This window comes from Micromonospora sp. R311, from assembly GCF_056780015.1.
In genome coordinates, this window is record NZ_JBSWCE010000026.1 from 85,565 (window position 1) to 109,682 (window position 24,118).

Annotated in this window: 23 protein-coding genes and 1 pseudogene; 6 read left to right on the plus strand and 18 right to left on the minus strand. The window is 72.4% G+C overall.

Annotation, left to right across the window (positions count from 1 at the left end; all coding sequences use genetic code 11):
• The first annotated feature begins 104 nt into the window (after window positions 1–104).
• Complete coding sequence (locus AC1WTP_RS22240; RefSeq protein WP_481651200.1) at window positions 105–500, plus strand: hypothetical protein; 396 nt, start codon at window positions 105–107, stop codon at window positions 498–500.
• Between the two features lie 44 nt (window positions 501–544).
• Here the strand turns inward: AC1WTP_RS22240 and AC1WTP_RS22245 are convergent, their stop codons facing one another.
• From AC1WTP_RS22245 to AC1WTP_RS22255, 3 genes are all read right to left on the minus strand, one after another.
• A complete protein-coding gene (locus AC1WTP_RS22245) occupies window positions 545–1,627 on the minus strand; it encodes a hypothetical protein (RefSeq protein WP_481651201.1) in 1,083 nt (360 codons plus the stop codon).
• 106 nt (window positions 1,628–1,733) lie between these two features.
• Window positions 1,734–2,717 carry a hypothetical protein gene (locus tag AC1WTP_RS22250; protein ID WP_481651202.1) on the minus strand — a complete coding sequence of 328 codons (984 nt, stop codon included), beginning with the start codon at window positions 2,715–2,717 and terminating at the stop codon, window positions 1,734–1,736.
• Between the two features lie 108 nt (window positions 2,718–2,825).
• Window positions 2,826–3,185: a hypothetical protein gene (locus tag AC1WTP_RS22255; RefSeq protein ID WP_481651203.1), complete on the minus strand. Its 360-nt coding sequence runs from the start codon at window positions 3,183–3,185 to the stop codon at window positions 2,826–2,828.
• Between the two features lie 171 nt (window positions 3,186–3,356).
• On the opposite strand from AC1WTP_RS22255, the gene AC1WTP_RS22260 reads away from it, so the two are divergent.
• On the plus strand, window positions 3,357–3,893 hold the full coding sequence (locus tag AC1WTP_RS22260) for a GNAT family N-acetyltransferase (RefSeq protein WP_481651204.1): 537 nt from the start codon (window positions 3,357–3,359) through the stop codon (window positions 3,891–3,893).
• A gap of 33 nt (window positions 3,894–3,926) precedes the next feature.
• Here the strand turns inward: AC1WTP_RS22260 and AC1WTP_RS22265 are convergent, their stop codons facing one another.
• Complete coding sequence (locus tag AC1WTP_RS22265) at window positions 3,927–4,307, minus strand: MmcQ/YjbR family DNA-binding protein (RefSeq protein WP_481651205.1); 381 nt, start codon at window positions 4,305–4,307, stop codon at window positions 3,927–3,929.
• 384 nt (window positions 4,308–4,691) lie between these two features.
• Between AC1WTP_RS22265 and AC1WTP_RS22270 the strand changes: the two genes are divergently transcribed.
• Window positions 4,692–4,952, plus strand: coding sequence for a hypothetical protein (locus tag AC1WTP_RS22270; protein WP_481651206.1), 261 nt, complete (start codon window positions 4,692–4,694; stop codon window positions 4,950–4,952).
• Between the two features lies 1 nt (window position 4,953).
• On the opposite strand, the gene AC1WTP_RS22275 is transcribed toward AC1WTP_RS22270, so the two are convergent.
• Window positions 4,954–5,373: a DUF6640 family protein gene (locus AC1WTP_RS22275; RefSeq protein ID WP_481651207.1), complete on the minus strand. Its 420-nt coding sequence runs from the start codon at window positions 5,371–5,373 to the stop codon at window positions 4,954–4,956.
• A 181-nt stretch (window positions 5,374–5,554) separates the two neighbouring features.
• Between AC1WTP_RS22275 and nhaA the strand changes: the two genes are divergently transcribed.
• Window positions 5,555–7,489: a Na+/H+ antiporter NhaA gene (gene nhaA, locus AC1WTP_RS22280; protein ID WP_481651208.1), complete on the plus strand. Its 1,935-nt coding sequence runs from the start codon at window positions 5,555–5,557 to the stop codon at window positions 7,487–7,489.
• 86 nt (window positions 7,490–7,575) lie between these two features.
• Window positions 7,576–8,235 carry an alpha/beta fold hydrolase gene (locus tag AC1WTP_RS22285; RefSeq protein ID WP_481651209.1) on the plus strand — a complete coding sequence of 220 codons (660 nt, stop codon included), beginning with the start codon at window positions 7,576–7,578 and terminating at the stop codon, window positions 8,233–8,235.
• Between the two features lie 49 nt (window positions 8,236–8,284).
• On the opposite strand, the gene AC1WTP_RS22290 is transcribed toward AC1WTP_RS22285, so the two are convergent.
• The 4 genes from AC1WTP_RS22290 to AC1WTP_RS22305 all read right to left on the minus strand — a co-directional run bounded on the left by AC1WTP_RS22290 (window position 8,285) and on the right by AC1WTP_RS22305 (window position 13,371).
• The gene (locus tag AC1WTP_RS22290; RefSeq protein WP_481651210.1) at window positions 8,285–8,986 is read right to left on the minus strand and encodes a TVP38/TMEM64 family protein; all 702 of its coding nucleotides are present in this window, start codon (window positions 8,984–8,986) and stop codon (window positions 8,285–8,287) included.
• Window positions 8,983–9,546 (minus strand): hypothetical protein, encoded by a 564-nt coding sequence (locus AC1WTP_RS22295; protein WP_481651211.1) that lies wholly within the window; start codon window positions 9,544–9,546, stop codon window positions 8,983–8,985. Before AC1WTP_RS22295 ends, AC1WTP_RS22290 begins: the two co-directional genes overlap by 4 nt.
• A complete protein-coding gene (locus AC1WTP_RS22300) occupies window positions 9,543–10,973 on the minus strand; it encodes a PQQ-dependent sugar dehydrogenase (RefSeq protein WP_481651212.1) in 1,431 nt (476 codons plus the stop codon). Before AC1WTP_RS22300 ends, AC1WTP_RS22295 begins: the two co-directional genes overlap by 4 nt.
• 1,165 nt (window positions 10,974–12,138) lie before the next feature.
• Window positions 12,139–13,371: a MalY/PatB family protein gene (locus AC1WTP_RS22305; RefSeq protein WP_481651213.1), complete on the minus strand. Its 1,233-nt coding sequence runs from the start codon at window positions 13,369–13,371 to the stop codon at window positions 12,139–12,141.
• A gap of 121 nt (window positions 13,372–13,492) precedes the next feature.
• Between AC1WTP_RS22305 and AC1WTP_RS22310 the strand changes: the two genes are divergently transcribed.
• Window positions 13,493–13,678 (plus strand): ribonuclease, encoded by a 186-nt coding sequence (locus tag AC1WTP_RS22310; protein WP_447139863.1) that lies wholly within the window; start codon window positions 13,493–13,495, stop codon window positions 13,676–13,678.
• Window positions 13,679–13,763: 85 nt separating this feature from the next.
• On the opposite strand, the gene AC1WTP_RS22315 is transcribed toward AC1WTP_RS22310, so the two are convergent.
• The 9 genes and pseudogenes from AC1WTP_RS22315 to AC1WTP_RS22355 all read right to left on the minus strand — a co-directional run bounded on the left by AC1WTP_RS22315 (window position 13,764) and on the right by AC1WTP_RS22355 (window position 24,036).
• On the minus strand, window positions 13,764–14,837 hold the full coding sequence (locus AC1WTP_RS22315; protein ID WP_481651214.1) for a hypothetical protein: 1,074 nt from the start codon (window positions 14,835–14,837) through the stop codon (window positions 13,764–13,766).
• 264 nt (window positions 14,838–15,101) lie between these two features.
• Window positions 15,102–15,569: a M23 family metallopeptidase gene (locus AC1WTP_RS22320; RefSeq protein ID WP_481651233.1), complete on the minus strand. Its 468-nt coding sequence runs from the start codon at window positions 15,567–15,569 to the stop codon at window positions 15,102–15,104.
• Window positions 15,546–15,944 (minus strand): annotated as a pseudogene (locus AC1WTP_RS22325) (golvesin C-terminal-like domain-containing protein); the annotation flags it as partial. The gene AC1WTP_RS22320 and the pseudogene AC1WTP_RS22325, both read right to left, overlap by 24 nt.
• Window positions 15,945–16,055: 111 nt before the next feature.
• The gene (locus tag AC1WTP_RS22330; protein ID WP_481651215.1) at window positions 16,056–17,348 is read right to left on the minus strand and encodes an N-acetylmuramoyl-L-alanine amidase; all 1,293 of its coding nucleotides are present in this window, start codon (window positions 17,346–17,348) and stop codon (window positions 16,056–16,058) included.
• Window positions 17,349–17,658: 310 nt separating this feature from the next.
• A complete protein-coding gene (locus AC1WTP_RS22335; protein WP_481651216.1) occupies window positions 17,659–18,975 on the minus strand; it encodes a family 43 glycosylhydrolase in 1,317 nt (438 codons plus the stop codon).
• 66 nt (window positions 18,976–19,041) lie between these two features.
• A complete protein-coding gene (locus AC1WTP_RS22340) occupies window positions 19,042–20,850 on the minus strand; it encodes an amylo-alpha-1,6-glucosidase (protein WP_481651217.1) in 1,809 nt (602 codons plus the stop codon).
• Window positions 20,847–22,172 (minus strand): MGH1-like glycoside hydrolase domain-containing protein, encoded by a 1,326-nt coding sequence (locus AC1WTP_RS22345; protein WP_481651218.1) that lies wholly within the window; start codon window positions 22,170–22,172, stop codon window positions 20,847–20,849. Before AC1WTP_RS22345 ends, AC1WTP_RS22340 begins: the two co-directional genes overlap by 4 nt.
• On the minus strand, window positions 22,169–22,987 hold the full coding sequence (locus AC1WTP_RS22350) for a sugar phosphate isomerase/epimerase family protein (RefSeq protein WP_481651219.1): 819 nt from the start codon (window positions 22,985–22,987) through the stop codon (window positions 22,169–22,171). The genes AC1WTP_RS22345 and AC1WTP_RS22350 overlap by 4 nt, the downstream gene beginning before the upstream one ends.
• Window positions 22,984–24,036 carry a zinc-dependent alcohol dehydrogenase gene (locus AC1WTP_RS22355; protein WP_481651220.1) on the minus strand — a complete coding sequence of 351 codons (1,053 nt, stop codon included), beginning with the start codon at window positions 24,034–24,036 and terminating at the stop codon, window positions 22,984–22,986. Before AC1WTP_RS22355 ends, AC1WTP_RS22350 begins: the two co-directional genes overlap by 4 nt.
• Window positions 24,037–24,118: the final 82 nt, after the last annotated feature.

A 24,118-nucleotide genomic window follows, 5' to 3' on the forward strand; every position in this document is an offset into this window, starting at 1 on the left:
GAGTGACACGTCGCCCCGGATCGATGCCACACGATCACCGGTTTCCGGCGGACGGTACTGACGCCTGTGGACCGGCCGGGCGGTTTCCGCAGTAGCCTGTCCCGATGCCGGATGGCGACGAATACGACGAGCTGGTGCTCGGCGCGCTGGAGTGTTACGGGCGGGCGGTGCGCCGGGTGGCGCGGGACTTCGCCCGTCGCGGTGCCGTCGTTCAGCCGCTGGGCGTGGACCTGGACGCTCTCGACGCCCTACAGGTGCGCGTCGGCAGGCGGGGGCAGGCGCGTGAGGGATTGCTGGGCAGCCTGCCGCTGACCCGCGACCTGGAGCGGGCCGTCGTCGAGCTGGCCGACCTGCTGCAGGAGAAGGAGTTCGACCAGGGCGACACCACCTGGCCCGGCCGCCTGCCGGGCCACCCGCATCCTCCTGCCGCGACTCTCGTCGACGGCGTCGCCAGCTGGCAGTGCCCGCGCGGCCACGCGACCCTCTGCCCGATCAGGTAGGCAACGGCGGCAACGGATCAGTCAGGCCCATCGGCGTACCGCGGTCACCGGCTTCCCCGCTGCCACCAGCGCCGCTTCGCCGCCGGCACCGGCGCCGGCTCCTCGTCCTCTTCGTCGTCCTGCGCCGCACGGGCCAGCACGGCCGTCGCCAGCGCCCGGTCGTCCGCACGGCAACCGGGCGTGACGATCATCAGCTGTGCCAGTGACTCCTCGATGGTGACCAGCCGGTTCGCCGCCACCGCCGCGTCGAGCCGGGCCCGGACCAGCTGGCGTACCTCCGGCCGCAGGTCCGGTTCCCGGTAGGCGGCGGTGACGAGCGCGAACAGCGCCGAGTCGGCGACCCAGTCCTCGACGCCGAAGGCGAGGTCTACCAGCACCTCGCGGCGGGTCGAGGTCGGCCACGGCTCGTCCTTGCCGTGGTGCAGGATGCCGAGGCACACCCACGGCTGCATGAGCCGGTACCAGTACGTCGGCGTCGACGTGGCCAGGTGCTGCCAGCGCGCGGTCTCCGGCGGGTCGGGCAGGTGGGCGAGCAGCCCGAGCAGGTCGCCCAGCGGCAGCTCGCCGAGCGGGGCGGCCTTCACGTACCCCGAGAGCGGCGACTGCCACGGCTCCCCCGCGACCTCCCGCAGCACCCGGACCGCGGCGGCCGACGGCGCCGGCCCGGCGGGCAGCGGCTCGGTGCCGTCGTACCGCCAGACCGCGTACCGGCCGGGTCGTACGGGCGTGCGGATGTCGGGGGGCGGGAACTCGTTGATGCCGATGTCGACCGGGCCGGCGATCCTGCGGCAGGCGGTCATGGCGCTGGCCGGCTCCGCCGCCGACAGCCCGAGGCCGGTGACCTCGAGCTGCTCGCCGCGTGCCCGGCGGCCACCGATCTCGTTGGCGACGTTGCTGATCGCCTCGCTCGGCATCGGCACCCAGTTGAGCCAGGGCCGCTTCGATCCCGCCATGGCGAACACCACGTCGGTCATCCCGCAGGGGTGCGGGTCGTCGTGTACGGCGACCAGGTCCGCCACGTCGCCGGAGGCCCGGAACCGCACCGCGTGCCGGGCGGCGTCACGGTGCGGAAAGGTGGGGTCGTCGGCCATCTGCCGCAGGTCAGCATCCGCATCGCCCGAAAACATGGCGCGGAGCCTAACAATCCCGACAGTCATGCGGGGGGCAGCGGTCAGCGGCACCGGCCGTCGGCAGCCGTCTTCACCACGAGCGGCCCGGTCCCTGCCTCCTCGGTCATCTGGCCCATTTCCAGACGGCGTGGAAGCCCTCGGTCTGCCGCGACCAGAAGTAGCCGTACGTCGCGGTGCTTCCGAGGTACGGGCCGATCTGCGCGAGCAGGGCCCTGGTGCCCTTCCGGTCATGCTCGGCCAGGTAGTTGGCCAGCGCCAGCCAGTGCCGAAGGGTGATGCCCCGACCGATCAGGCGAGGCTCGCCGGCCCCGCGCCACTTGGCAGCGCACGCGTCGATCTCCCGGACGACCTCGGGTCGGTGGAAGTAGTCCGCTTTCGCGGCCAGCGACTCCGCCCGCGTGTCAAAGCCGTACTCACGCAGTGCGTACTCGAAGTGGGCGAGCAGCGGCAGCATCGCCACCGACGACCCGGCGGGCGCGGCGGCGGCGGGCCCGCGGGCCGCGGCGAACATCTGCTCGTGCGAGCCGTACCACTTCTCGCAGAGGAAGGTCACCGCCATGAGGTGCGACTCGAAGTTGTACGGGTCGCGCTTGACCGCCTCGCCCATCGCCGCGAGGAACTCGTCGCGCTGCCGGTGGCCGTTGGCGAGCATCGAGGCCATGCGGGTCACCCATGGGTAGGGGTCGTCGGGGTTGAGTTCCACCGCGCGCCGGCTGGCCTGTGCGGCGAGGGTGGAGAGTCGGTCGAACTCCTGGAACTGCTCCCGGCTGGTGTTGCGCGCGGACGCGTAGCCCCGGGCCTCACCAGCCTGGTCCATCAGGGCGTCAGCCCGCAGGATGGCGACCGTCGGGTCGTCCGGCACAGCGGCTTCCCACGCGTCCAGCCACTGGGGAGACTGCCCGGCGGCGCCAGCCAGCACCGAGAGCCGGCGGCCGCGCAGCTCCCAGTCAAGGCCGGTGGCCTCGATCAGGTCCCGGGCTGCTGCCCAGTGACCCGCGAGCGCCCGGTCACGCGCGGTGCGCAACTCCAGGTCGGCCTGGCTGTAGTCGGTGTCTGGACTGGGCGGCCTGCGGAAGGGGCCGAACATCCGGTGATCATAAAGATCGGCCCAGCCACACCGCCTACCCGCCTGGCCCACTCGGCCTTCGGTGCCCGCGCCGGGCGGGACGTCGCGCTGCCCCGCCCGGCGGCCGGATCAGCCGCCGCAGTTGTTGTTGTGCGCCGGCTGGGTCAGCTTCTCCTGCGTGCCGAACTTCGCGTAGAGCCGCAGGTAGCACGGCAGCTCGATGTCGCCGTAGTAGCTTCTGACCTCGTTGTCGTAGTAGGTCGTGCCGCTGTCGGCGACCTGCCAGGTGCCGCTGTCGGCGGACTGGATCTCCCAGTAGACGTCGCCGGCGCAGCCCTCCAGGCCCTGTGACCAGGCGATGATGTTCGCCCCGTTGTAGATCTCGGACTGCACCAGGGTGCAGGTGGCGGCCTGTGCGGGTGCGGCGCCGACGACGAGCCCGGCCGTCAGCAAGGCGCCCGCTCCGACCGCTGACATCAGCTTTCGCATGGTCCGGTACCTCCAAGATGGACGTGGATCACTTCCCGGAGGGTAGCCGGATCGGAAAAGCGGTTTCAATAGATGCGGAGGATGTGGCGAAAAGTTTCACCGGCGGAACCGCGGCGTCGGCCCGGGTGCGTACGCTGGTCGGCGACCTTCCGCGACCCTGGAGCCCCGCCGATGATCAGCCCTGGATCCCGTGCCGCCCGGACCGCACGCGCCGCCGACGTCCACGCCCTCGTCGACCTCGTCGAGTCGGTGTACCGGGGAGAGCGCAGCCGGGCCGGCTGGACCACCGAGGCGGACCTGCTCGACGGCCAGCGGGCCGACGCGGACATGGTGGCCGCCGCGGTGAGCAACCCGGCCGGGACGGTGCTGGTCACCGAGGACGGGACGGGCATCGTCGCCTGCTGCCACCTGGAGCGCCACGGCGACCGCGCATCGTTCGGCATGTTCGCGGTCTCGCCGCCCCGGCAGCGCGACGGGCTGGGACGGCAACTGCTCGCGGAGGCCGAGCGGTTCGCCAGGGAGGAGTGGGGCGCCGCCGAGATGCGGATGACGGTGATCCGGCAGCGGGCGGATCTGATCGACTGGTACCTGCGGCGCGGCTACACCCGTACCGGTGAGCTGACCCCGTTCCCGTACGGCGACGAGCGGTTCGGCGTGCCGCGCCGGCCCGACCTGATGTTCGAGACGCTGACCCGCAAGCTCAGCTGACGGCACGCACGTCGGTGCGGTTCGCTCTGCCCGTCAACGGGTCAGCGTGCCGCCGTCAAGGTCGCCGACCAGCGGGTCCGGGGCGCGCATGCGCCAGGCGTCGGTGACGAGTTCCTCCAGGCGGTCGACGTCCACCTGCGCCAGCCGCAGCATGACCAGGGGCAGCCCGTCGTAGGCGGGCGTGGTGAAGAAGACCTCGGGCTCGCCGAGGAGTAACGCCTGCTTCTCCGCCTCGTCCCCGACGTACAGCACCGCGATGTCGGAGCGGATGAGGCGCGACGCACCGGGTCTGCGTTCGGGGTAGGACCAGACGAACCCTTTGCCGGCGACCCGGAAGTCGAAGCCTTCGCTGTCGATCTCGACCACATGGGGCAGCCCCAGCGCCAGGTGACGGACATCGTCGGCGTCAGCCATCGAGGTTGCTCCAGTACACCGCCTCCTGCATACGCACAGGCTAACCGTTCTGCCCGCACCGGCCTGGCCGGAGCCAGCCCCGAAGTCTCCGGAACGACCCTGGGGGCTCCCGCCGGTCTGGGAGGCTTTGCCCGTGCTGCCGGAATCCTGGAGAACGGACGCGGCTCGGTGACCGCCGGTCGGGCGACGCGGCTGCTGCTCCTCGGCTCGTTCTGGACCACGGTGATCCCTCCCGTGATCCTGCTGCTCGTACCGTCTCGCCCGGCGAAGATTCGTGTGTCGGGAGCGTCGCGGGGGGTACCCGGCCCGACAGCACCGGGAAGGAGGACCGATGACTGCGATCATGACCGGAGGGGACACCAGCAGCAGTAGGAGGGGATCGGGATGACTGACGGACCTTTGGACGTGCCTCCGGAGGCCGACGCGATCGAGCAGCGCCAGCCGCTGCTCGACGAGAGCCAGCCCGACCAGCCACCGCCGCCCCAACCGGCCGATGCCACCGAGGCCGACCTGGCCGAGCAGGGCGTCGCTGTGCCAGGTGAGCACGACCTGCCGGCCACGTCGCTGCCCGAGGACGCGACGGCGGCGGATGCCCTGGAGCAGCGCCAGCCGGTCGAGCTGGGCGACGAGGACCGCCGCGACTGACTCACAGCCGTTCGGCGCGCCGCTCCAGCAGGTAGCCGCCGAGCGCGAGCGCTATCAGGGCATCCTGAGTGACCAGCGAGGCGGGCAGTCCGAGCAGCCGCAGCGGGGGCCCGCCCTCCTCGTAAGGGGACGTACCGGGCACGGCGAGGGTCAGGTTGAAGGCGCCATAGCGGAGTAGCGGCAGCAGCGTGGCCACCCCGGTCGCCAACTGCCGATCCTGCCGTACGCCGCGAGTGAGGAGCCACAGCATCGCCAGGCCGGAGCAGCTGGCTCCGACCACCTCCGCTGCGCCGTGCCAGCGGGCGTGCGGCCCGTAACCCGGCCCGAAGGTGTGACGCCGGTTCCAGTCGGCGATCCACGGCGCTACCGTCATCGCCGCGGCACTGGTGATCAGCAGGTAACGGCCCCACCTCGACTGCATACGTACTCCCTCACGCCCCGGCTGCGAAGCCCCCACACCGGCACGAAGGTCGGCAGAACCTCGTGCCCCTCGCACGTCTGCCCGTTGTCGGCGGTGACTAACACACCTGGGTTCGCCGTCCGTACAGGTCCGGCTGCCGGAATCCGAGCCCGCTGGCGAGCCGGTGGGGGAGGATCTCTACGTGACGGGGGACCCTCCGCGTGGAAGCTGGTCCGGCCGGACCACCTGGGTCGGCCGGTTCAACAACCCGCTGCGCACGTTCCTGAAAACCGAGACCGGCAGCGCCCGGGTGGTCCTGGTCGCCGCGGTGGCGGCGCTCGTCTGGGCCAACCTTGCCGCGTCGTCGTACGAGTCGCTGTGGGACATCCCGTTCTCGGTCCAGCTCGGCGACTGGCGGGTGTCACACGACCTGCGCACCTGGGTCAACAGCGGCCTGATGACGTTCTTCTTCCTGGTGATCGGGTTGGAGATGCGCCGCGACTTCGACATCGGCGAGCTGCGGGAGCGGCGTCGGCTGACGTTGCCGCTGCTGGCCGGGATCGGCGGCATGCTCCTGCCGGTCGCGGTCTACCTGGCATTCAACGCGGGGCGCACCACCGCCCTGGGTTGGGGCGTGGTGATGGCGACGGACACCGCGCTCGCGCTGGGTATGCTCGCCGTCCTCGGGCCGCGCTTCTCGGACCGGTTGCGGGGCTTCCTGCTGACGGTCTCGGTCGTCGACGACCTGATCGTGATCGTGGTGCTGGCGATCGCCTACCCGGAACATCCGTCGCCGCCGGCGTTGCTCGTCGCGGCGGGCATCTTCGGCGTCGTCCTGCTCGCTCGAGCGATCGGCGTGCGCTGGGGGCCGGTGTACGCGCTGCTGGGAGTGGCGGCCTGGGGTGCGGTCTCGGAATCCGGCGTCGACCCGGTCGTGGTGGGCCTGGTGATGGGACTGCTCACCCACGCCTATGCCCCCGGGCGTGCCCAACTGCAGCAGGCGGCCGGGCTGTTCCGGATGTTCCGGGAGCAGCCGACCCCGGAGTTGGCCTGGTCGGCGCGGGCCGGGCTCGCCTCGGCCCTGTCGCCGAACGACCGGTTGCAGCACCTCTACCATCCGTGGGCGAGCTACCTGGTCGTGCCGCTCTTCGCGCTGGCGAACGTCGGGGTCGTGATCGACGGCGAGCTCGTGGCCCGCGCGGTCACCTCCCCGGTCGCGCTGGGTGTCGTCGTGGCGTACGTCGTCGGCAAGCCGGCCGGGGTCGTCGTCACCTCGTACCTGGTGGCCCGGTTCAGCCGCAACCGGTTCCGACCGCCCGTCGGCTGGGCCGCCGTCGTCGGAGTGGGCACGGTCTCCGGCATCGGGTTCACCATCGCCCTCCTGATCGCCACGCATGCGCTGAGCGGCCCCGCGCTGGAGGAGGCGAAGCTCGGCATCCTCGTCGCGACGATCGGTTCGTCCGTCCTCACCTGGCTGGTGTTCCGCCTCGCCGCCCAGCTCCCCCCGGCGCGGCGTGCGCGCGCGTTGCTGGGCGCCACCGAGGGGATCGTCGACCTGATACCCCCGGTCGACCCGGAACGCGACCACCTGCGCGGGCCACGCGAAGCGCCGGTGACAGTCGTGGAGTACGGCGACTTCGAGTGCCCCTACTGCGGGCAGGCCGAGCCGGTGGTCCGGGAACTGCTGTCCGACTTCGCCAACGTCCGGTACGTCTGGCGGCACCTGCCCCTCACCGACGTCCACCCGCACGCCCAACTCGCCGCCGAGGCCGCCGAGGCGGCGGGGGAGCAGAACGCGTTCTGGGAGATGCACGACCTGCTCCTGGCGCACCAGGACGCGCTCAGCCCGGGCGACATTCTCCGCTACGCCGACCAGCTCGGCCTGGACCTCGGCCGGTTCCGGGACCACCTCGCCGGGAACAGCGGCACCGACCGGATCGCCGAGGACGTCGACTCCGCCGACCTCAGCGCCGTCTCCGGAACGCCGACCTTCTTCATCAACGGCCGCCGCCACCACGGCGCGTACGACATCGAAGCGCTCTCCGCGGCGGTGAAGGCGGCATTCGCCAGCGCGAAGCTCCGCCCCGAGTACCACCGGAAACCGGGCAAGCGCCATGACGGCGGATCGGAGGGATGAACACGAGGCAGGAGCGGTGGTACTCGGTCGAAGACCGACCTGTGCGGGCCGTGGTGGCAGGCGCGGGGCGCGCGGGCGTTCCCGCCGTGGTCATCGTTCCCGGCCTGGGCGCCGTGCGTTACCTGTCTGAGGTCGTCGAGGCCACCGGCGCCTGGACGCGGTGCGTGCTGCTGGACGTGCCGGGTTTCGGCTACGGCGGGCCGAACACCTGCGAGCCGACTGTGCAGGCCGTGGCCGCTACGGTGGCGGCGTGGTTCGTCGACCACCGCCCGGGGCCGGTGGTGCTGGCCGGCCATTCGACCGGGGGACAAGCCGTGTTGCGGGTCGCTGCTGAGCTACCCGGCCAGATCCGCGGCCTGGTCGTCGCCGGTCCCACCTTCGCACCGCAAGCTCGGCGACTGGCCGGGCTGGTGCGCGCCTGGGCGCGCACCTCCCGCCACGAGCCGGGCTCTGCGCTGTGGGCCGCCCTGCCCGACTACCGGCGAGGTGGACTTCGGCGCCTCCTCCGTTACCTGCGCAGCGGCCTTGCGGATCGTCCGGAGAACCTGGTCGGCAGCGTCAGTTGCCCGATGCTGCTGGCCCGGGGCGAGCACGACCACCTCGCCGCCGCCGACTGGGTCGACCGGCTGGCCGCGACAGCGCCGCGAGGGCAGGCGGTCACCGTCCCGGGGGGAGCGCACGCCTTTCCCTACTCCCATCCCCGGCACTTCGTCCAGTTGCTGGCGCGAGCCGCGAAGGTCGAGTGAGCGATCACGCCGACCCGACGAGGCGCGACCGGCATGGGGGGTTGCCCGATCAGCAGTTCGTGGGCTGCTCGGCTCGCGTCTCACCACGGACCGGGTTGTCCCCGTTGCCTGACGCGCGACGGACGACTCGTCCGAGGTGCCGGAGTGCCAGGGCGGTGAGGGCCGTGAGGCCGAACAGGACGAGATACCCGACCGTGCTCGTCTGCCCGGCGGCGCCGGCAGCCGCGTAGAGCAGCGCGGGAGGCAGCGTTCCTGCCGCCCCCGCCAGCGCGACGCGGTGCCATGTCATCCCCGACGTGCCGGCGAGGAGAGCGACGGTTTCGGCGAGTACCGGTACCGGCCGGGTGAGCAGCACGGCGAGCAGCCCGTAACGGCGGAGCAGGTCGTCGGCGCGGGCCCGCTGCGCCGGTGTGGTGAGGCGCGCGAGCCGGTGGCGGCTGCGCCGGCCGATGCCGAAGGCCGCCAGCGTGGCCCCGAGCCCGCCGACGAGGGACAGCCCGGTGCCGGCGACGACCCCGAACAGGACTCCGTGGGCCACCATCACCAGGCTGGACGGCACGGGCAGCGCGACGTCGACGAGCAGTAGCCCGACCCCGGTCGCGGCGGCCGCCGGCCCTGCCGTCCCCGGCAACGGGGACGGATCGGTCAACAGGGGCACGTCCAGCGCCTCCACGACGGCGAAGACGCCCAGCAGCGTGGCTGGCACGCCGGCCAGGACGAGGGGATATCCCCATCGGCGCAGCGTCCTCATACGTCCCGCTGGTACAGGATCGATGTCGCCGCCATCTCCAGGTAGCACTCGCGGATCAACAGCTGGTGGCGGGTCTTCTCGGCCACGATCGGCATGGCGATGTCGACCACGGCCGGCCGGCCGAGGGCGAGGCCGAGCTGCTCGGCCACGGCAAACCCGCTGATCGCGTCGAGGTTGCTCAGCAGCAGCACGCGTATCTGCCGCCATGCGCCACCGCCCGCGCCCGCCAGCCTGCCCTGCGCCTGGCCGACCAGTTCCCGCGCGGTGCCCAGCAGCGTGGAGATCAGCGAGAACGCGCTGCCCATCCGCCCGGTGGCCGTCGGCTCGTGGCCGAAGGCGCGGTGCAGGTCCGCGACCGCCTCCTCATGTTTCCTCGCCGGCACGGCGATCTCGCGCAGCCAGCTGCGGACGTGCGGTTCGCTGACCTTGCCGGCGGTGTCCTCCAGGGTCTTGCGGTACACGGACTGGAGCGTGCGCGTCGTGGTGAGCCATGGTGTGACGCGGTCCAGGTGTGCGCTGACGGTGGCGTTGTCGAGTTCCAGCAGCAGCGGGCGAGTCACGAGCGGCCTCCGTCCCGCACGACGCGCCACAGCACACCGGTGTGGCCGTAGGACATCTGGGTCTTCTCCAACACCCGCGATACGCCGAAATCGAGCACGTACAGGCTCCCGTCGGGGGCGAACTTGGCGTCGACCGGGCGCTCCAGACCGCCGGTGCCCAGCGCCGACGCCGGTCCAGGTCGTGAGTTGCGCATGAACGGCTCGGCCGTGCCGTCGGCCGGATCCACCGCCAGCACTCGGAAACCGTGCTCGAGGTCGCGCGGGTCCGGCGAGTTCATCGGCGCCAGCGTGCCCCACTCGCAGGCGAACAGGCGGCCGCGGTAGCCGAAGGTGTCACTGCGGGAGACGTCCATTCCGGCCATCGCCGAGTGTGGTTGCTCGAGGAACGCCGCCGGCCCCGCCCACGGCGGCGGGTTCTCGATCAGCGGCTCGGCCGCCCGGCCGCGACGGGGCAGATGGGAGTCGTGCCAGGCGGGCAGCCCGTCGCCGCAGATGTCGGGGAAGCCGTACCAGGCGGGCCGGTCGACGGAGCCGTGCGGCGTACGGGCGGCGTCGATGCGCCAGATGCGGTCCGGGTCGCCGCGGATCGCCCGGTCCCCGCTCTCCTCGAAGTCGTTGTCGGAGACGTACAGGTCACCGTCCTCGCCGAAGGCCATGCCGTAGGGGTTGCGCAGACCCCAGGCCACGAGTTCCATCTCGCTCCCGTCGGGCTGCGCGCGCCACAGCCCGGAGCTGCACTTGAGCTCGCCCCGCACCACTTCGCCCCGCCGCGCCGGGGTGCCGAACGGCTTGAACGGCCCGGTCTCCACCAGGTACGGGTACGGCCCGGTGGGATCGTAGGTCTGAACGTTGTTGCCGGTCAGCACGACATCCTCGCCGGGAACGTCGTGCACGCCGATGTGGCGCGCCACGTCGACCTGGAACCCCTGCGGCAGCATCACCCCCTGCTGCGACACCGAACCCTGGGCGAAGTACATCAGGCCGTCGGGCCCGAACACCGGCCCGCCGGGCTCGTGCCAGCCGCCGTTGGGCAGCCCGTCGAGGAGGACGCTGCTCCGGCCCGTCGCCGGGTCGATACGGTCGATGCGGGCGTGGCGGCCACCCTTGCACGACACCAGCAGGGCGCCGTCGTGCACCGCCACATGCCGCGGCCCGCCCAGCGCCTCCTCCGTGACGACGTCGAGGCGGCCGTCGGGGTCCAGCCGCAGGATCCGGGCCGGCAGGTACGGCCGCGTCGGCCAGGTGCTACCGCCTTCCAGGACGAACAGGGTGCCGTCGTCGGCGAAACCCATTCCGCACGGCATCGACAGGCCGACCAGCACCACCTCCACGCGATAGCCGTCCGGCACGACGATGTCGGCCGGGTCGACCTGTGCGCGTGCGGGGGTCGGAAGCTGGTTCAGGGCTTCGGGCTCCGCCACTGTCACGGACAACGGCGATAGTGAGGTCATTCGCTTTTCCTCATGATCCGGTCTGGGTCAGCGTGCCCGGGCGCGGCTGCCGCCTTCCTCGCCGCGATCTTCCAAGGTCCGGACAGGTGAGCTCGGGACGAGTTTGCCCGCTCGCGTCCACGTCCGCAGGCGGTCCTGGCAGAGCGCCCGAACGGGTGACCCGGGCTGAGGGCGGCATGATCACTGGCCGGACGTGGCGGTCGACCGCTTCGGCCGCGGCCGTCGAGACCGCGCCCGCATCCCTCGGTGCGCGGGCGCGCTCCGCGGGTGGCAGCCAACGTCTCGATCGGGTGGCGTCGAACCAGGAGCCGCGGCACGGCGCGAACTCCTGCGTACCGTCGTGCGGGCCGACCAGCGCGAGCGCGTGCTTCAGCCGGGCGCTGCACCGTTACCGGCGCCGGGTTCGTTGCTCGTGGCTTGAGACCTGGCGGCATTGCCGCGCCGACAGTGCCGCGACGCCTGTCGGAGAGGGAAAGGACCGAACATGAGAGCCGCGATGAGGAGCAGGAAGCGTCCCGGCGCCGACGCCCCGAGCGCCGCCCGCCCGCTGATGGTTGCGCTGCTGGCCGTCGCGTTGGCGGCCCTGGTGTTCCGGCGCCGTAGCCGTCGGGCTGTGCTCAGTGCGTGGGATCCGGCAGGGGAAGGCGAGCGATCCCGGACGGGCGAAGCCGAGGAGTGGGTGGATCTCTCGTCAGGAGCAGTTCCGGCGACCGGAGCGGCGAAGGCTGCCGCCCGGGAGGGCTAGCGGGGCCGGCGCGACCAGCGGGGCGAATTGAGGGTGCTCAGCACCGCGGCGAACTCCTCGGGTGGGAGGAGGATGCGGTTTCTGTGGCGAGCCCGGGAGCCTTGGCGCCAGATCGGTGTCTCGAAGTCCCGCTCGGGATCCCGGGCGGGAGACCCAGACCTGCCAGGCGTCGTAGCTGGGGGCCCGGCCTGCCCAGGCGCGGCAGGAGGCCCGCCACGGACATTCCGCCGGCGACGACATGGCGCACGGGATGGAGATCGTCCTGGTCGGCCAGGTAGGCCCGGGCCCATGTCGGCATGAGCCGCAGCCTACGAGTCGAGGGCGGGCGGCCGGGCGACGTGCCGGCGCAGGCGCGCCGATCGCTGTCGTGGAGGCACCGCCGCCGCGGACCGGGCCTCAACTCGCGGTGACTGCCCGGCCCATGCGGGTGACGGCGTCGGTGAGGATCGCGGGTGAGGTGGCGAAGTTGAGTCGTACGAAGCCCGCTCCGCCGGTGCCGAAGACGTGCCCCGAGCTGAGCGCGACCCGCGCGCGGTCGAGGAACATCTTCGCGGGCCCGGCGATGGCGCTGGCCACGCCGGGTTCGCCGGCGGGCGGCCCGGCGTCGATGCCCAGCCCGGTGCAGTCCAGCCAGGCGAGGTAGGTGCCCTCGGGGCGGTGGTACCGGACGGACGGGAGGTGCTTGGCCAGCAGCGTCTCCAGCAGCGTGCGGTTGGCGTCGAGGCCGTCGAGGAGGAGGTCGAGCCACTGCCCGCCGGCGCGGAACGCGGCGGTGTGCGCGATGACGCCGAGGTGGCTGGGTCCGTGGCCGACCTCTTCCGGCATGCGGGCCAGGTCGGCGGCGGCCCGGGGCCCGGCGACCGCGACTGCCGCCTTGAGGCCGGCGAGGTTCCACGCCTTCGAGGCGGAGGTCAGGGCGAAGGCGTTCTCGGCGCCGGTCACGGTGAGGTACGGGGTGAAGTGCGCCCCGGGGAGCACCAGGGGAGCGTGGATCTCGTCGGAGATCACCCGTACGCCGTGCCGGTCGGCCAGCTCGGCGACGGCCTCCAGCTCGTCGCGGCGGTGGACGACCCCGGTGGGATTGTGCGGGTTGCACATCAGGAACGCCGGCCGGCGGCCGTACTCCCGTGCGCGGCGGAAGGCCTCGTCGAGAGCGGCGGGGTCCATGCGCAGGTCGGTCCCGAGCGGGGCCTCGATCACCCGCCGGTCGGCGTGGCTGACGAACGCGTAGAAGGGCGGGTACACGGGGGAGCAGACCACCACCGCGTCCGCGGGGTCGGTGACGAGCCGGAGCACCTCGACGATGCCCATCATCACGTCCGGTACGACCGTGGTGCGGTCGACCCGGAAGTCGTCCCAGGCCCAGCGCTGGGCCGCGAAGTCGCCGAGCGCCTCGGCGTACGCCGTCCCGTGTGCGTAGCCGGTGTCGCCGAGGTCGATCGCGCGGTGGAGCGCGCCGGCCACGGCGGGCGCGAGGGGTACGTCCATCTCCGCCACCCAGAGCGGAAGCACGTCGGGCGGGTGCATGCGCCACTTCACGCTGGTGCGCTGCCGGAGTTCCTCCAGCGTCAACCGGGTGAGCGGATTCTGCGCCGCAGGGCCGTCGGCGGAGGGGGCGGGGCGGGCCATGCCGCCCACCCTAGGCCGTACGTCCACGTCGCCGCCGAGGCGACCTCGAGCGCGCGGCTGCGCGGTGGGTCGGTGCAGCCGCGCCCGTTTTGCCGGTGCGAGCGTCGGGTAGTTGGGCAACGTGACCACACCTGAGCAGAGCCGGCAGCAGGAGGACGCTCTCGAGAGCGGCGAGGTGTACCAGGACGCCGAGGGGCGCCGGACGACAGACCCGCGCATCGGGGCTGCGCACGCGGACAGCGAAGCCGACCGCAACGCCGAGCACCTGCGGCGTGGCGAGGTCGGCCCCGGCGTCCCGGAGGAGTAGTCGCCGGGCGGGTTGGCGGAAGCGGGCGACCGGCCCGGTCGACGGCGTCCTCGGTGACGACGCCGTCGACGGTTCCGTCCGCCGGTCAGTCGACGGTCGGCGGTGCCGTCCTGGCCGCCTCCGCGAGGGCCGCCGCCGCACCGGCGTACGGGTTGTACGTGTAGGTGCGGGCCACACCACCGGGGATCGTGAAGTACTCGGCGGACAGTTTCGCCGGGTCGCTGGCCAACTCTCCACGGGCGGGTGCGTCGTTGCCGTCGTCCCAGCCCCAAGGCGCGTTGGCCGAGTTGCTCGAGCAGCTCCAGGTGCCGGATCCGCAGTCGCCGGAGGTGTCGCCGGCGAACGTGCCGAGGTTGGCGAACAGGTTCGGGTTGGACCGCTGCGCCCAGAGGCCGTTGGCGGCGAAGATGTCGACCAGCTGGTACCGCACGTCGCGGTCGTTGCCGTTGCTCGGCGTCTCGGCGACGGTCGACGGGTAGTAGACCAGTCCGTCGCCGTTGATCGCGTACTGGGGATAGGCCTTCAGGCCGTGGCCCTGCGCCTCCTGGGCGGTCACCGGGTGCTGGAACGCGTCGTGTGGTGACGACTGGAACTGCAGCGCGCCGTCGACGCTCTCGCGGCCGCCCGTCCAGGTGCTGCCCGCCGGTGTGTACGAGTAGAAGTCGCTGTGCGCGACGGTGACGGCCGCGCGCAGGACGCCGTACGTGGAGCCGTCGCGCTCGACCGCCAACAGCACGCCTTCGCCGTCGTTCTCGTGCTCGGTCTCGAAGAAGGGGTGGTCCGTCCAGTCCCGCGGGTGGAAGAACAGGTACGTGAGGTACCAGTGAGTGCTGGTCTCGACGACGGAGTAGTACACGTGCGCGGCCAACGAGGTGCCGGCCTGGCCGGCCCGGTCCCAGTTGTTGCGTCCGTTCAGGTCACCGTCGAAGTCGACCTTGGCGATGTAGTCGGACCGGCCGCCCAGGGCGTGACTGCCGGTGGCATCGACATCCTGGTGATGGATCGGTGCCCAGCGAAGGGCGAGTTCCGCCCTGCTCACGGCCGCGCTCGCGGGCGGCGGCGCCGCGAGCTGCGCCGCCACCAGCGTCGCCGCGGCGCCTGCCGTGGTCAGCGCCCGCGCCATCCTGGATCGCCGGCTCTTGCTGCTGCTGTCGAGCATGGGGTGCTCCTGCGTCCGGAATTGATGAGAATCCATAGAGCATTGTGGTCCCGGATTCCCGGCAGGTGTCCGCCGGGCGAACACCGATTGGAGCCGTGTGGACGGTCGGGGCCCGGGGCCCTGCGCCGACGACGAGGCGGCCGAACGCGTTACCGGGCAGGGGCGCCGCGGGGCACTGGACGGTGCCGGTGCCCCGCGACGGCCGAGCGGACGATCTGCCATCCCGGTGTGCCGCGGTGGGGACGCCGGGGAGCCGGACTCTGGTCAGTAGTAGCAGCCCGTGGTGGGCAGGCTCGCGGCCGTCGGGGGTGTGAGGCCGTCGTAGAGGGCCAGCAGGAAGTTCTGTGGGCAACGGCGGGTGCTGCCGGTCCGGATGCCGAAGTGCAGGTGCGGGCCGGTGGAGTTGCCGGTGTTTCCGGTCAACCCGAGCTGCTGACCCGGCGAGACGGTGGCGCTGTCGGCCACGGACCAGGCGGAGAAGTGGCAGTACGTGTAGATCGCGCCGTCCGTGCCGGTGAGGTTGATGCCGACGCCGCAGCTGCTGTCGTTGATCCGGGTGACCGTTCCCGCGCGCACCGCGTACGCCGGGGTGCCGGTGGGCACGGGCAGGTCGATCGCCGGATAGTCGTGGTGCGGGTCGTCGTACTCGCTGCGCGGCAGGGCGCTGCGCGGCAGGGGCAGGGAGAAGCCGGACCCGCCGGTGGCCGTGGTGATGCGGACCGCGTCGGCGATGACGTACCCGGTGCCGTTGGTCCAGCGGCTGACCCCGACGGCGTTGTAGTCGCCGGCGGCGAGGGGGAAGGTGCCCAGGCTCACCCAGCGGCCACCGGTGGTGCGCTGGTTGACGTACACGGTCTGGTTGCCGCTGGTGGTGGCGATGACGAACGGGGTCCGGTCGTTGTAGCCGGGGTCGGCGGGATACCACACCTCCACCAGGTAACTGCCGGCGCTCGGCACGTTGACCTTGTACCAGGCCGCGTCGCTGGCCGCGGTGTCCGGGGTGGCGAACCGGTAGTCGTCGCCGTAGCGCTGGGTCGACCAGGTGGACGTGCCCCAGTTGCCACTGGCGGTGAACCGACCGGCGGTGCTGTTGTCGACCGTCACCGTGGCGGCGGCCGCGGGGGACGACGGGATCAGGATCGTCGCGACGACGGCGGCTGCCGCGACGAGGGCGAATCGGCGCACGCTTCGTCTCATGTTCGTGTCCTTTCGGGGTGGTCAGCAGCGGGGCACGTTGGGGATGAAGCCGTCGTGGCCGGTCAGCAGGTAGGCGTCTGAGACGTACCGGTTGGTGCCGATCCGGTTCCAGACGTTGGTCGTGCCGTACGGGCCGGTCACCGTGGTGCCGGTGGCCTGGCAGTAGATGCTGACGGTCGCGCCGTCGGCGACGGAGCCCACGACCGCGTAGCCGGTGCCGGGCCCGGACCGGACGTTGAGGTTCGTCCCCTCGGTGTTCACCGTGCCGGAGCCGATCCCCGTCACGCCGCTCACCAGCTGCATGTAGTAGGTCCAGTTCCAGTTCGGACCCGGATCGGTGTGGGTGGCCCCGGGCACCTCGTTGTGACCGATGATGTGCGCCCGGTCCCTGGGGATGCCGTACTTGGCGGCCAGGTTGCGGGTCAGGGCCGCCGACGCCCGGTACATCGCGTCGGTGAACCAGGCCGGGTTGTCGACGTAGCCCTCGTGCTCGATGCCGATGGACTGGGTGTTGTAGGTCCAGTTGCCGGCGTGCCAGGCGATGTCCTTCTCGCGCACCGACTGGGTGACCGCTCCGTCGGACGAGCGGAACGTGTAGTGCGCGCTGACCTTGGCGGCCGGATTCTGGAACCAGCTGATCGAACCGGCGTAGCTGCCCTGTGTGATGTGGATGACGACGTACCTGACCGGGTGGCTGCCGGGCCGGCTGGCCACGGTGTAGTTGCTGGTGCTCGCCGGCGCCCACGCGGCCGGCCCGTAGTCGGTGCTGAGAACCCCGACCTCGCCCGGCCGCGGGGCCAGCGCGCCCCGCTGCGGCGCGACCGGCCGGCCGGGAACCGTCAGCACCTCCTGCTGTCCGGTGGTGAAGCCGGTGCCGAGCAGGTCGTAGACGGCGTCCGCGTAGAGCCGGGCGACCGACGGCGTGGTCGCTCCGCCGTAGCGGGCGACCGATCCGTACCACCTGTCGACGTCCCGGCGCTCGGCGGGAGTGAGGCCGGCCTGGTCGGCATAGGAGCGCAGGACCGCGGCGGCTCCGGTGATGTTCGCGGTGGGATCGGCGGCCAGCACGCCAGGGCTGAGCCCGGTCAGCCGGGCCGCCTCGTCCAGGGTGTGCAGCGTGGGATTGTTGACCAGGTGCATGACGCCGTGACCGCCCGACGCGCTCGGCGCACCGCCACGGCCGTCCAGGCGGGTCTCGGCCTGGCCGAGCGCGACGAGCAGATCGCGGGGCACGTCGTAGCGGGCTGCGGCGCTGTCGAAGGCGGTGGCCAGCCGACCGGAGGCCGGCGAACCCCGATCCGGCGCCGCGGACACCGGTGACGCCGCCAGGGCTGAGCCGGTGGACAAGATCAGGGTTGCCGCCAAGGCGGCGTTGAACAGTGGACGCGTACGCCGCAAGGCGTGTCGAGCAGTCACCTTCACCCCTCGGGACATTCGCCAACACCGATATGTGTCAGCGGGTGGCGGTACCGTACACCGCGACGCTCGTCGATGTAAACGCCTTCCACGGAAGTGGTGAAGGATGGCGGAAAGTTTCACCAGGTGGGCAGGCGTGGCACCAGGCCGGGAGGGCGGGTCGGGAGGTTGGCGATTCCGTCCTCGCGGAGCGGAAGCGGGACGTCGCTCAGGCGATCTCGACGAAGTCGATCTCGGCCCAGCGGCTGAGGTGGGTCAGGCGAAGGGCGTTGAAGCCGGCGTTCAACGTGACGTCGGCCCGCACCTGTCGCCAGTTCTCCCACCCCGAGTTGGGGTAGGTGACCACCTGGGGCGCGCCGCCGTTGACGGTCAGCGTGTGCTGGGCGTCGCCGTAGCCGGCGGCGTACGCGATGTGCGCGCTGTAGCCGCCGGCGCGTGGTGCGAAGACGGTGACGTCGACCCAGCTGTCGGCGTGGTCGAGGTAGGCCACCACCTGCCCCTGGGACGCGGTCGGCGCGTTCCGTGCCGAACAGTGGTTGAGCACGCCGCGTTCCGCCTCGTACCGGACCCGGCTGCCGCGCACGACGGGATACTCGCCGGCCCAGCCGAGCGCGGCCACGTACATCCCTCGCGCGGTGTAGTTGTTGATCCAGCCGTGGAAGACGAGGTGATCGCCGGCGGCCTCGCGGATCACGTCGGCGCCGCCGGGGCCGCGGACCGCGCCGTCGGTCGTCGCGGTGGTCAGCAGCGAGCGGTAGGCCTTGGCGTACGGCCCGGTGAGCGAGGTGGCGGTCGCGTAGCTGGTCTGGTAGCCGTCGCCGCCGTATCCACCGAGAGAGTAGAACAGCACGTAGCGGGATCCGACCTTGGTGAGTACCGGCGCCTCGATGATGCCGGCCTCCTCCGGCCGGTCGTTGCGCAGCAACTCCACCCGGCCGCCCTGCAGGGTCACGCCGTCGGCGGCGACCCGTTGCAGCCAGAGGCTGGTGGGTTGGCCGATGGCGTTGCCGTCGTCCTTGTAGAGCAGGTAACGCAGCCCGGTGCTGTCGACGAAGCTGGACGCGTCGATGTCGCCGCCCTCGCCGCCGTTGCAGACCAGCGGGCCGGTGCCGACCGCGCTGAACGGACCCAGCGGCGAACCGGAGACCGCCGCGCCGAGGCACTGCCGGCCGACGGCCCGGCTCCGGGCGGTGTAGTAGAGCAGGTACCTGCCGTCGGCGAGCGGGGAGACATCGGGAGCCCAGGTGAGGCCGCCGCTGGCCCAGGCGCCGAGGGTGGGCAGGGCGTCCGCCCGCCGCGTCCACGGCCCGGACAACGAGGTCGCCGTGGCAACCGGCACGTTGCCGTGACCGTTGTTGGTCGAGTAGGCGTAGTACGTGCCGCCCACCTTGATCACGTCAGGATCGGGGAAGTCGCTCGCGATGACGAGCGCCGCGGGCGCGGTCGCGGCGGAGGCGGCCACCGCGGTGAGGACGACAGGGCTGGCCACGAGCGCGGCGACCAGGCAGGCGAGGACTCGGCGCATGTCGAAATCTAACCACAGACATCGATGTCTCCGGCAGGGGTGAACCGTCGGCGGGGCGCGTCGGGGTCAGCCCAGCGCGGTCAGCAGGAGCAGCGGCGACGCGGCGGCCCAGGCCTGCGGCGAGCAGGAGTGCGGGTAGGGCACGGGCCCGTCCGGCCCGGTGCGGGACAGCCCGGTGAGGACCTCCGGCAGCCGGTCGCCGGAGTGGGCGGCCGCGGCGAGCAGGCCGTCGGCGATCCGCGCCGCGTCGTCCCGCCGGCCGGCGGCGGACAGCCCGGCCACGGCGAACGCGGTGTCGTGCGGCCAGACTCCGCCGCGGTGATAGGACAGCGGGTGGTACGGAACCTGCCCCTCGGCGAGGGTGCGCACCCCCCAGCCGGAGAAGAAGTCCTCCTCGGCCAGCCGCCGGGCGACCGCCGTGGCCCAGTCGTCCGCGAGGATGCCCGACCACAGCACGTGTCCGGCGTTGGAGGCGAGCGCGTCGACCGCTCGGCCGGAGCCGTCCAGGGCCAGTGCCACGAATCCGTCGGGCAGCCGGAAGTCGGCCGCGAACCGTGCCCGCAGCGCGTGGGCGCGGGCGGTCAGCTCCGCCGCCCAGCCGGCGTCGCCCCACACCCGCTCGGCGAGCCGGGCGGTGCCGAGCAGCCCGCGGTAGGCGTAGCCCTGGGCCTCCGACACGGCGATCGGCCCGGCGGCCGGGGTGCCGTCCCGGAAGGCGATCGAGTCCGCCGAGTCCTTCCAGCACTGGTGCACCAGACCCGGTCCGTCCGTGCGGTAGGTCAGGTAGCCGCGGGCGTCGAGCTGCCCGCACACCCAGCCGGCGGCGGCCCGGGCCGGGCCCTCCATGTCCTTGCTGAGAGCGTCGTCGCCGGTCAGCTCGTGGTGGGCCGCCAGCAGTGCCAGGAACAGCGGGGTCGCGTCGACGGTGCCGTAGTAGCGGCCGTACGGCACGTCGCCGAGCGTCGCCAGCTCGCCGAAGCGCAGTTCGTGCACCACCTTGCCGGGTTCCTCCACCCGGGCCGGGTCGGTGCGGCTGCCGAGGCAGGCGCCGAGCGCCCGCAGCGTGCCGGCGGCGAGCTCCGGCCGGTAGGGCAGGGCGAACAGCGAGGAGATGAGGCTGTCGCGGCCGAAGACGGTGAGGAACCAGGGTGCGCCGGCGGCGGGTACGTGGGCGCCGGCCGGCAGCCCGGGCACCGTGACGCGGAGGGCGTCGAGGTCCGCGAGGCCGCGTCGGACGCAGCGGGCCAGGTCGTCGCGGGCCACGTGCGGCATCGGCGGGGGCGCGTCCATGGGCGGCGCGGGCCGCCCGGCGTCCACGGTGAGCATGACGGACGTCGAGCCGTGGGGCGCCAGCGTCAGCGTCCACTCCGCGCCGTCGGTGCTCAGCCGGGCTGCCGGCGTCGCGGCCACCGTCGTGCTGCGCCGGAAGCCGCGACGCTCGTAGGCGAGGACCAGGCGGTCGCCGTCGACCGTTGCGCTCCGCACCGCGTCGGACTTGTCGAAGACCCGGTCGGAGCGCAGCTCGAACTGGTCGGCGAAGTCGGCGGCGAGGCGGTATCCGAGGCGTACGGTCTGCGGCTCGTCGACGTACGACTGGAGTGTGAGGGTCTCGACCAGCCGGCCGGCGACCACCTCGCGGCGCCGGTGCAGGGCGAACGGCGGGTTGGATCCGCGCGGGGTGTCCGGGATGGCCACCGCCAGGGTGCCGGTGGAGCGCAGGGTCCGCAGTGGCTGGCCCTGCGCCCGCAGCGCCAGTACCGACAGGTGCCGGCAGTCGTCGACGAACAGCCCGTCCAGCCGGTCTGCTCCGAGATCGGCGCCCGGTGCCGCCGCCAGCAGGCAGGTGGACCCGGCAACCGTGACCGAGGGGCTCATCCGACGCGGATCAGGTCGAGGGCCAGCGCGGCCGTCCAGCTGAATCCGTCGCTGCCGTGTCCCGCGCCGGTCAGCGGGTCGAGATACTCGCGGAACCCGGTCTCGCGCACCCGGCGCAGGAGCCGCTCGCGCAGGTCGTCGGCGAGGGCCGTCTCGCCGTGCAGCCGCAGCCCGTGCCAGAACAGCCAGCTCGTGTTGACCCAGCCCGGTCCCCGCCAGTACTGGCCCGGGGCGTGATCGGGTGCGGTCAGGTCGTAGGACGGCAACGGGCACGCCTCGCGGAGCCGGAAGCGGCCGCCCAGCGCCGTGTCGACGAGTTCCCGGGTCACCGGCAGTCCCGGCACGATCATCGGCATCAGGCCGGTGACCGACCAGGAGCGGACGAGTTCGCCGGCGTGCACGTCGCGCGGGAAGAACATGCCGGCGGCCGGGTCGTACAGCCGGGACACCAGGGCGCAGGTGAGGCGCTCGGCCGTGGCGCGGTGCGGTGCCGGGTCGCGCCCGATCGCCGCGGCGATGTCGGCGAGTGCGTGTTCGCCGGCGATCAGCAGCGCGTTGTACAGCGGATCCTCGATCGCGAAGGCGTGCACCGACGGCGAGTCGGCGTACCCGGCGTCACGGTAGTCGCTCGCCAGCCTGATGTAGCGGCCGTAGTCGAGGTCGGTCGGCCGTTCGGCGGCCGGCGCGTGCGCCAGGTCGCGCCGGGTGAACGAACCGGCCGGCACCGGCTCGATCCGCGACAGCGGGCTGTCCCATGCCGGGCTGTTGTCCATCCCGGACTCCCACGGATGCACGATCGAGGCGAGGCCGGCGCCGCCCAGGTCGCGCCGGGTGAGCAGGTAGTGGTGCCAGCGGGCGAGTCGCGGGTACATCCGCGGCAGGAAGCCGCGGATGCGCGCGACCGCCGGGTCGGCGCGGTACGTGGCCCAGGTCGCGAGGGCGTGCGCGGGCGGCTGCACGATCCCGGAGGTGGGCACGCCCGCCGCGTTCGCCGATCCCGAGCGCCAGAACCCCGGTCCGGGGAAATACGCGTCCCGCGGGACGTCGGGATCGAAGACGATGTGCGGTACCCGGCCGTCGCGCCACTGGGCGCCGAACAGCGACTCGAGTTCCTGTTGCGCGCGGGTGGGAGACAGGTGGCGCAGCCCGATCGCGATGAACGCCGAGTCCCAGCTCCACTGGTGCGGATAGAGCTTGGTGGCCGGCACGGTGGCGCGCACCCGCCAGTTCGTCACCAGTACCCGTCGGGCGGCCCGGTCGAGGCCACGGTGGTCGGACGCCGCGTGACGGGTGCCCGCCTCGATGGTGGGTGCGATGGTCATACGGCGACGCCCACCGCGTTGCGGCGCAGGAAACCGGGGATGCCGGCGACGGCGGCGACCGGCTCGCCGCGCAGCCGGCACTCGACGGCGAGGTGACCGTCGTAGCCGATCGCGTCCAGGGTGCCCAGCAGCGCCGCCCAGTCCAGGTGACCGGCGCCGGGCTGGAAGCGGTTCGAGTCACTGACCTGTACGTGCCCGAGGTGGGAGGCGGCCATGACCAGGGCGGAGGTGGGCTCGTCCTCCTCGATGTTCATGTGGTACGTGTCGGCGAGCACCTTGACCGAGGGGAGCCCGACCGCGGTGATCAGCTCGACCGCCTGCTCCAGCCGGTTGACCATGTGGTCCTCGTAGCGGTTGAGCGGTTCGAGGGCGAGCACCACTCCCTCCCGCGCGGCGTGCTCGCCCAGCTCGGTGAGACCCTCGACGAGCACCGCGCGGTCGTCCTGCTCGCTACGGGGCGGCTCGAACGGGGGCAGGCGGCGGGAGAACATGCCGTACGAGGCCGGCGTGCACGCGACCGCGCCCGGCCCACCGATCTCCGCGATGACCGACAGCTGGGACTTCAGCTGCGCGATCGCGTCGCGGCGCAGGTCCGCGTCGAAGGCGCCGAAGAAGTGCAGCATCTCCACGCACACCGACGGCATCGGCACCCCGTCGCGGGCGGCGGCGCGCAGCTCGGGCAGCCGGTCGCGGAACGCGAAGTCACCCCGGCCCCGCACCTCGATCGCGTCGTAGCCGGCCCGCTGGGCGAACTCCCACTTGTGCTGGAGCGTCGCGCCGGGCAGCAGCTGCTCCTGGCAGGAAATCTTGATCATGAGAACTTCAACACCACCTGGAGTGCTTCCTCGGGCCGGCGGTCGAGCATGTCGAAGGCTTCCGCCGCCTCTTCCACCGGGATGACATGGGTGACCAGCCCGACCGGGTCGACCTGGCGGTCGAGGGCGAGCCGGAGGAACGTGTGGTTGAGTCGGGCCTGGTTCCACCGGCCCGCCAGGTGCGGTGGCACGCCGCCGATCTGGGAGGACACGAGTCGCACCCGGTTGTGGTGGAACTCGTCACCGAGTCGTAGGCCGACCCCGTCGCCCTGGTAGAAGCCGGCGGAGACGACCCGGCCGTCGACGGTGACGGAGCGGATCGCGTCGTGCAGCGCGTGGTAGGAGCCGCTGATCTCGATCGCGACGTCGGCGCCGCGGCCCTCGGTGAGCCGGCGCAGCTGCTGCGCCACTGCTTCGGTGGCGGCGTTGACGGTGGCCGCGGCGCCGTACTCGCGCGCCTTGTCCAACCGCGACGGCACGGTGTCGACGGCGACCGCGGTGGCGCCGCTCAGCTGGACCAGCCGGGTGGTGAGCAGGCCGAGCACGCCCTGACCGAAGACGGCGACCACCTCGCCGAGGTGGATGTCGGCGGCGAGCACGGCGTTGAGCGCGACCGCGCCGACCCGGGCGAAGGTCGCCGCGACCGGGTCGAGGCCGTCGGGCAGCACGCAGCCGCGCAACCGGTCGACCGGCAGCACGGCCTCGCCGCGATGCCCCCAGATGCCCCAGACCTGCTGGCCCACCCGCGGGATCGCCGGATCGTCGGCGGCGAGGTCGGGCGCGACCTCGACGACCTCGCCGACCTCGGAGTAGCCGAGTCCGGCAACCGGGTAGGTGAGGCCGCTGGTTCCCTCGACGAACAGCCGGAGGTCGGGGTCCCAAGTCCTGTTCAGGTAGGGATTGGTGCCCCGGTAGGCCGTCAGTTCGGTGCCGGCGGAGATGCCGGAGAAGCTGGTGCGGACCCTGATCTGGCCAGGCTTGAGTTCGGTGCTTGGCTGCTCGATCACCTCGACGCGGCGCGGCGAGGTGAACTGGACTATTTGCGACACTCTGGCCTTTCACCCCAACGGTTGGGTATGGATGCGCGCCGGAACGCGCCACTTCAGCCGAGGATGTTACCGAGTTATGTCT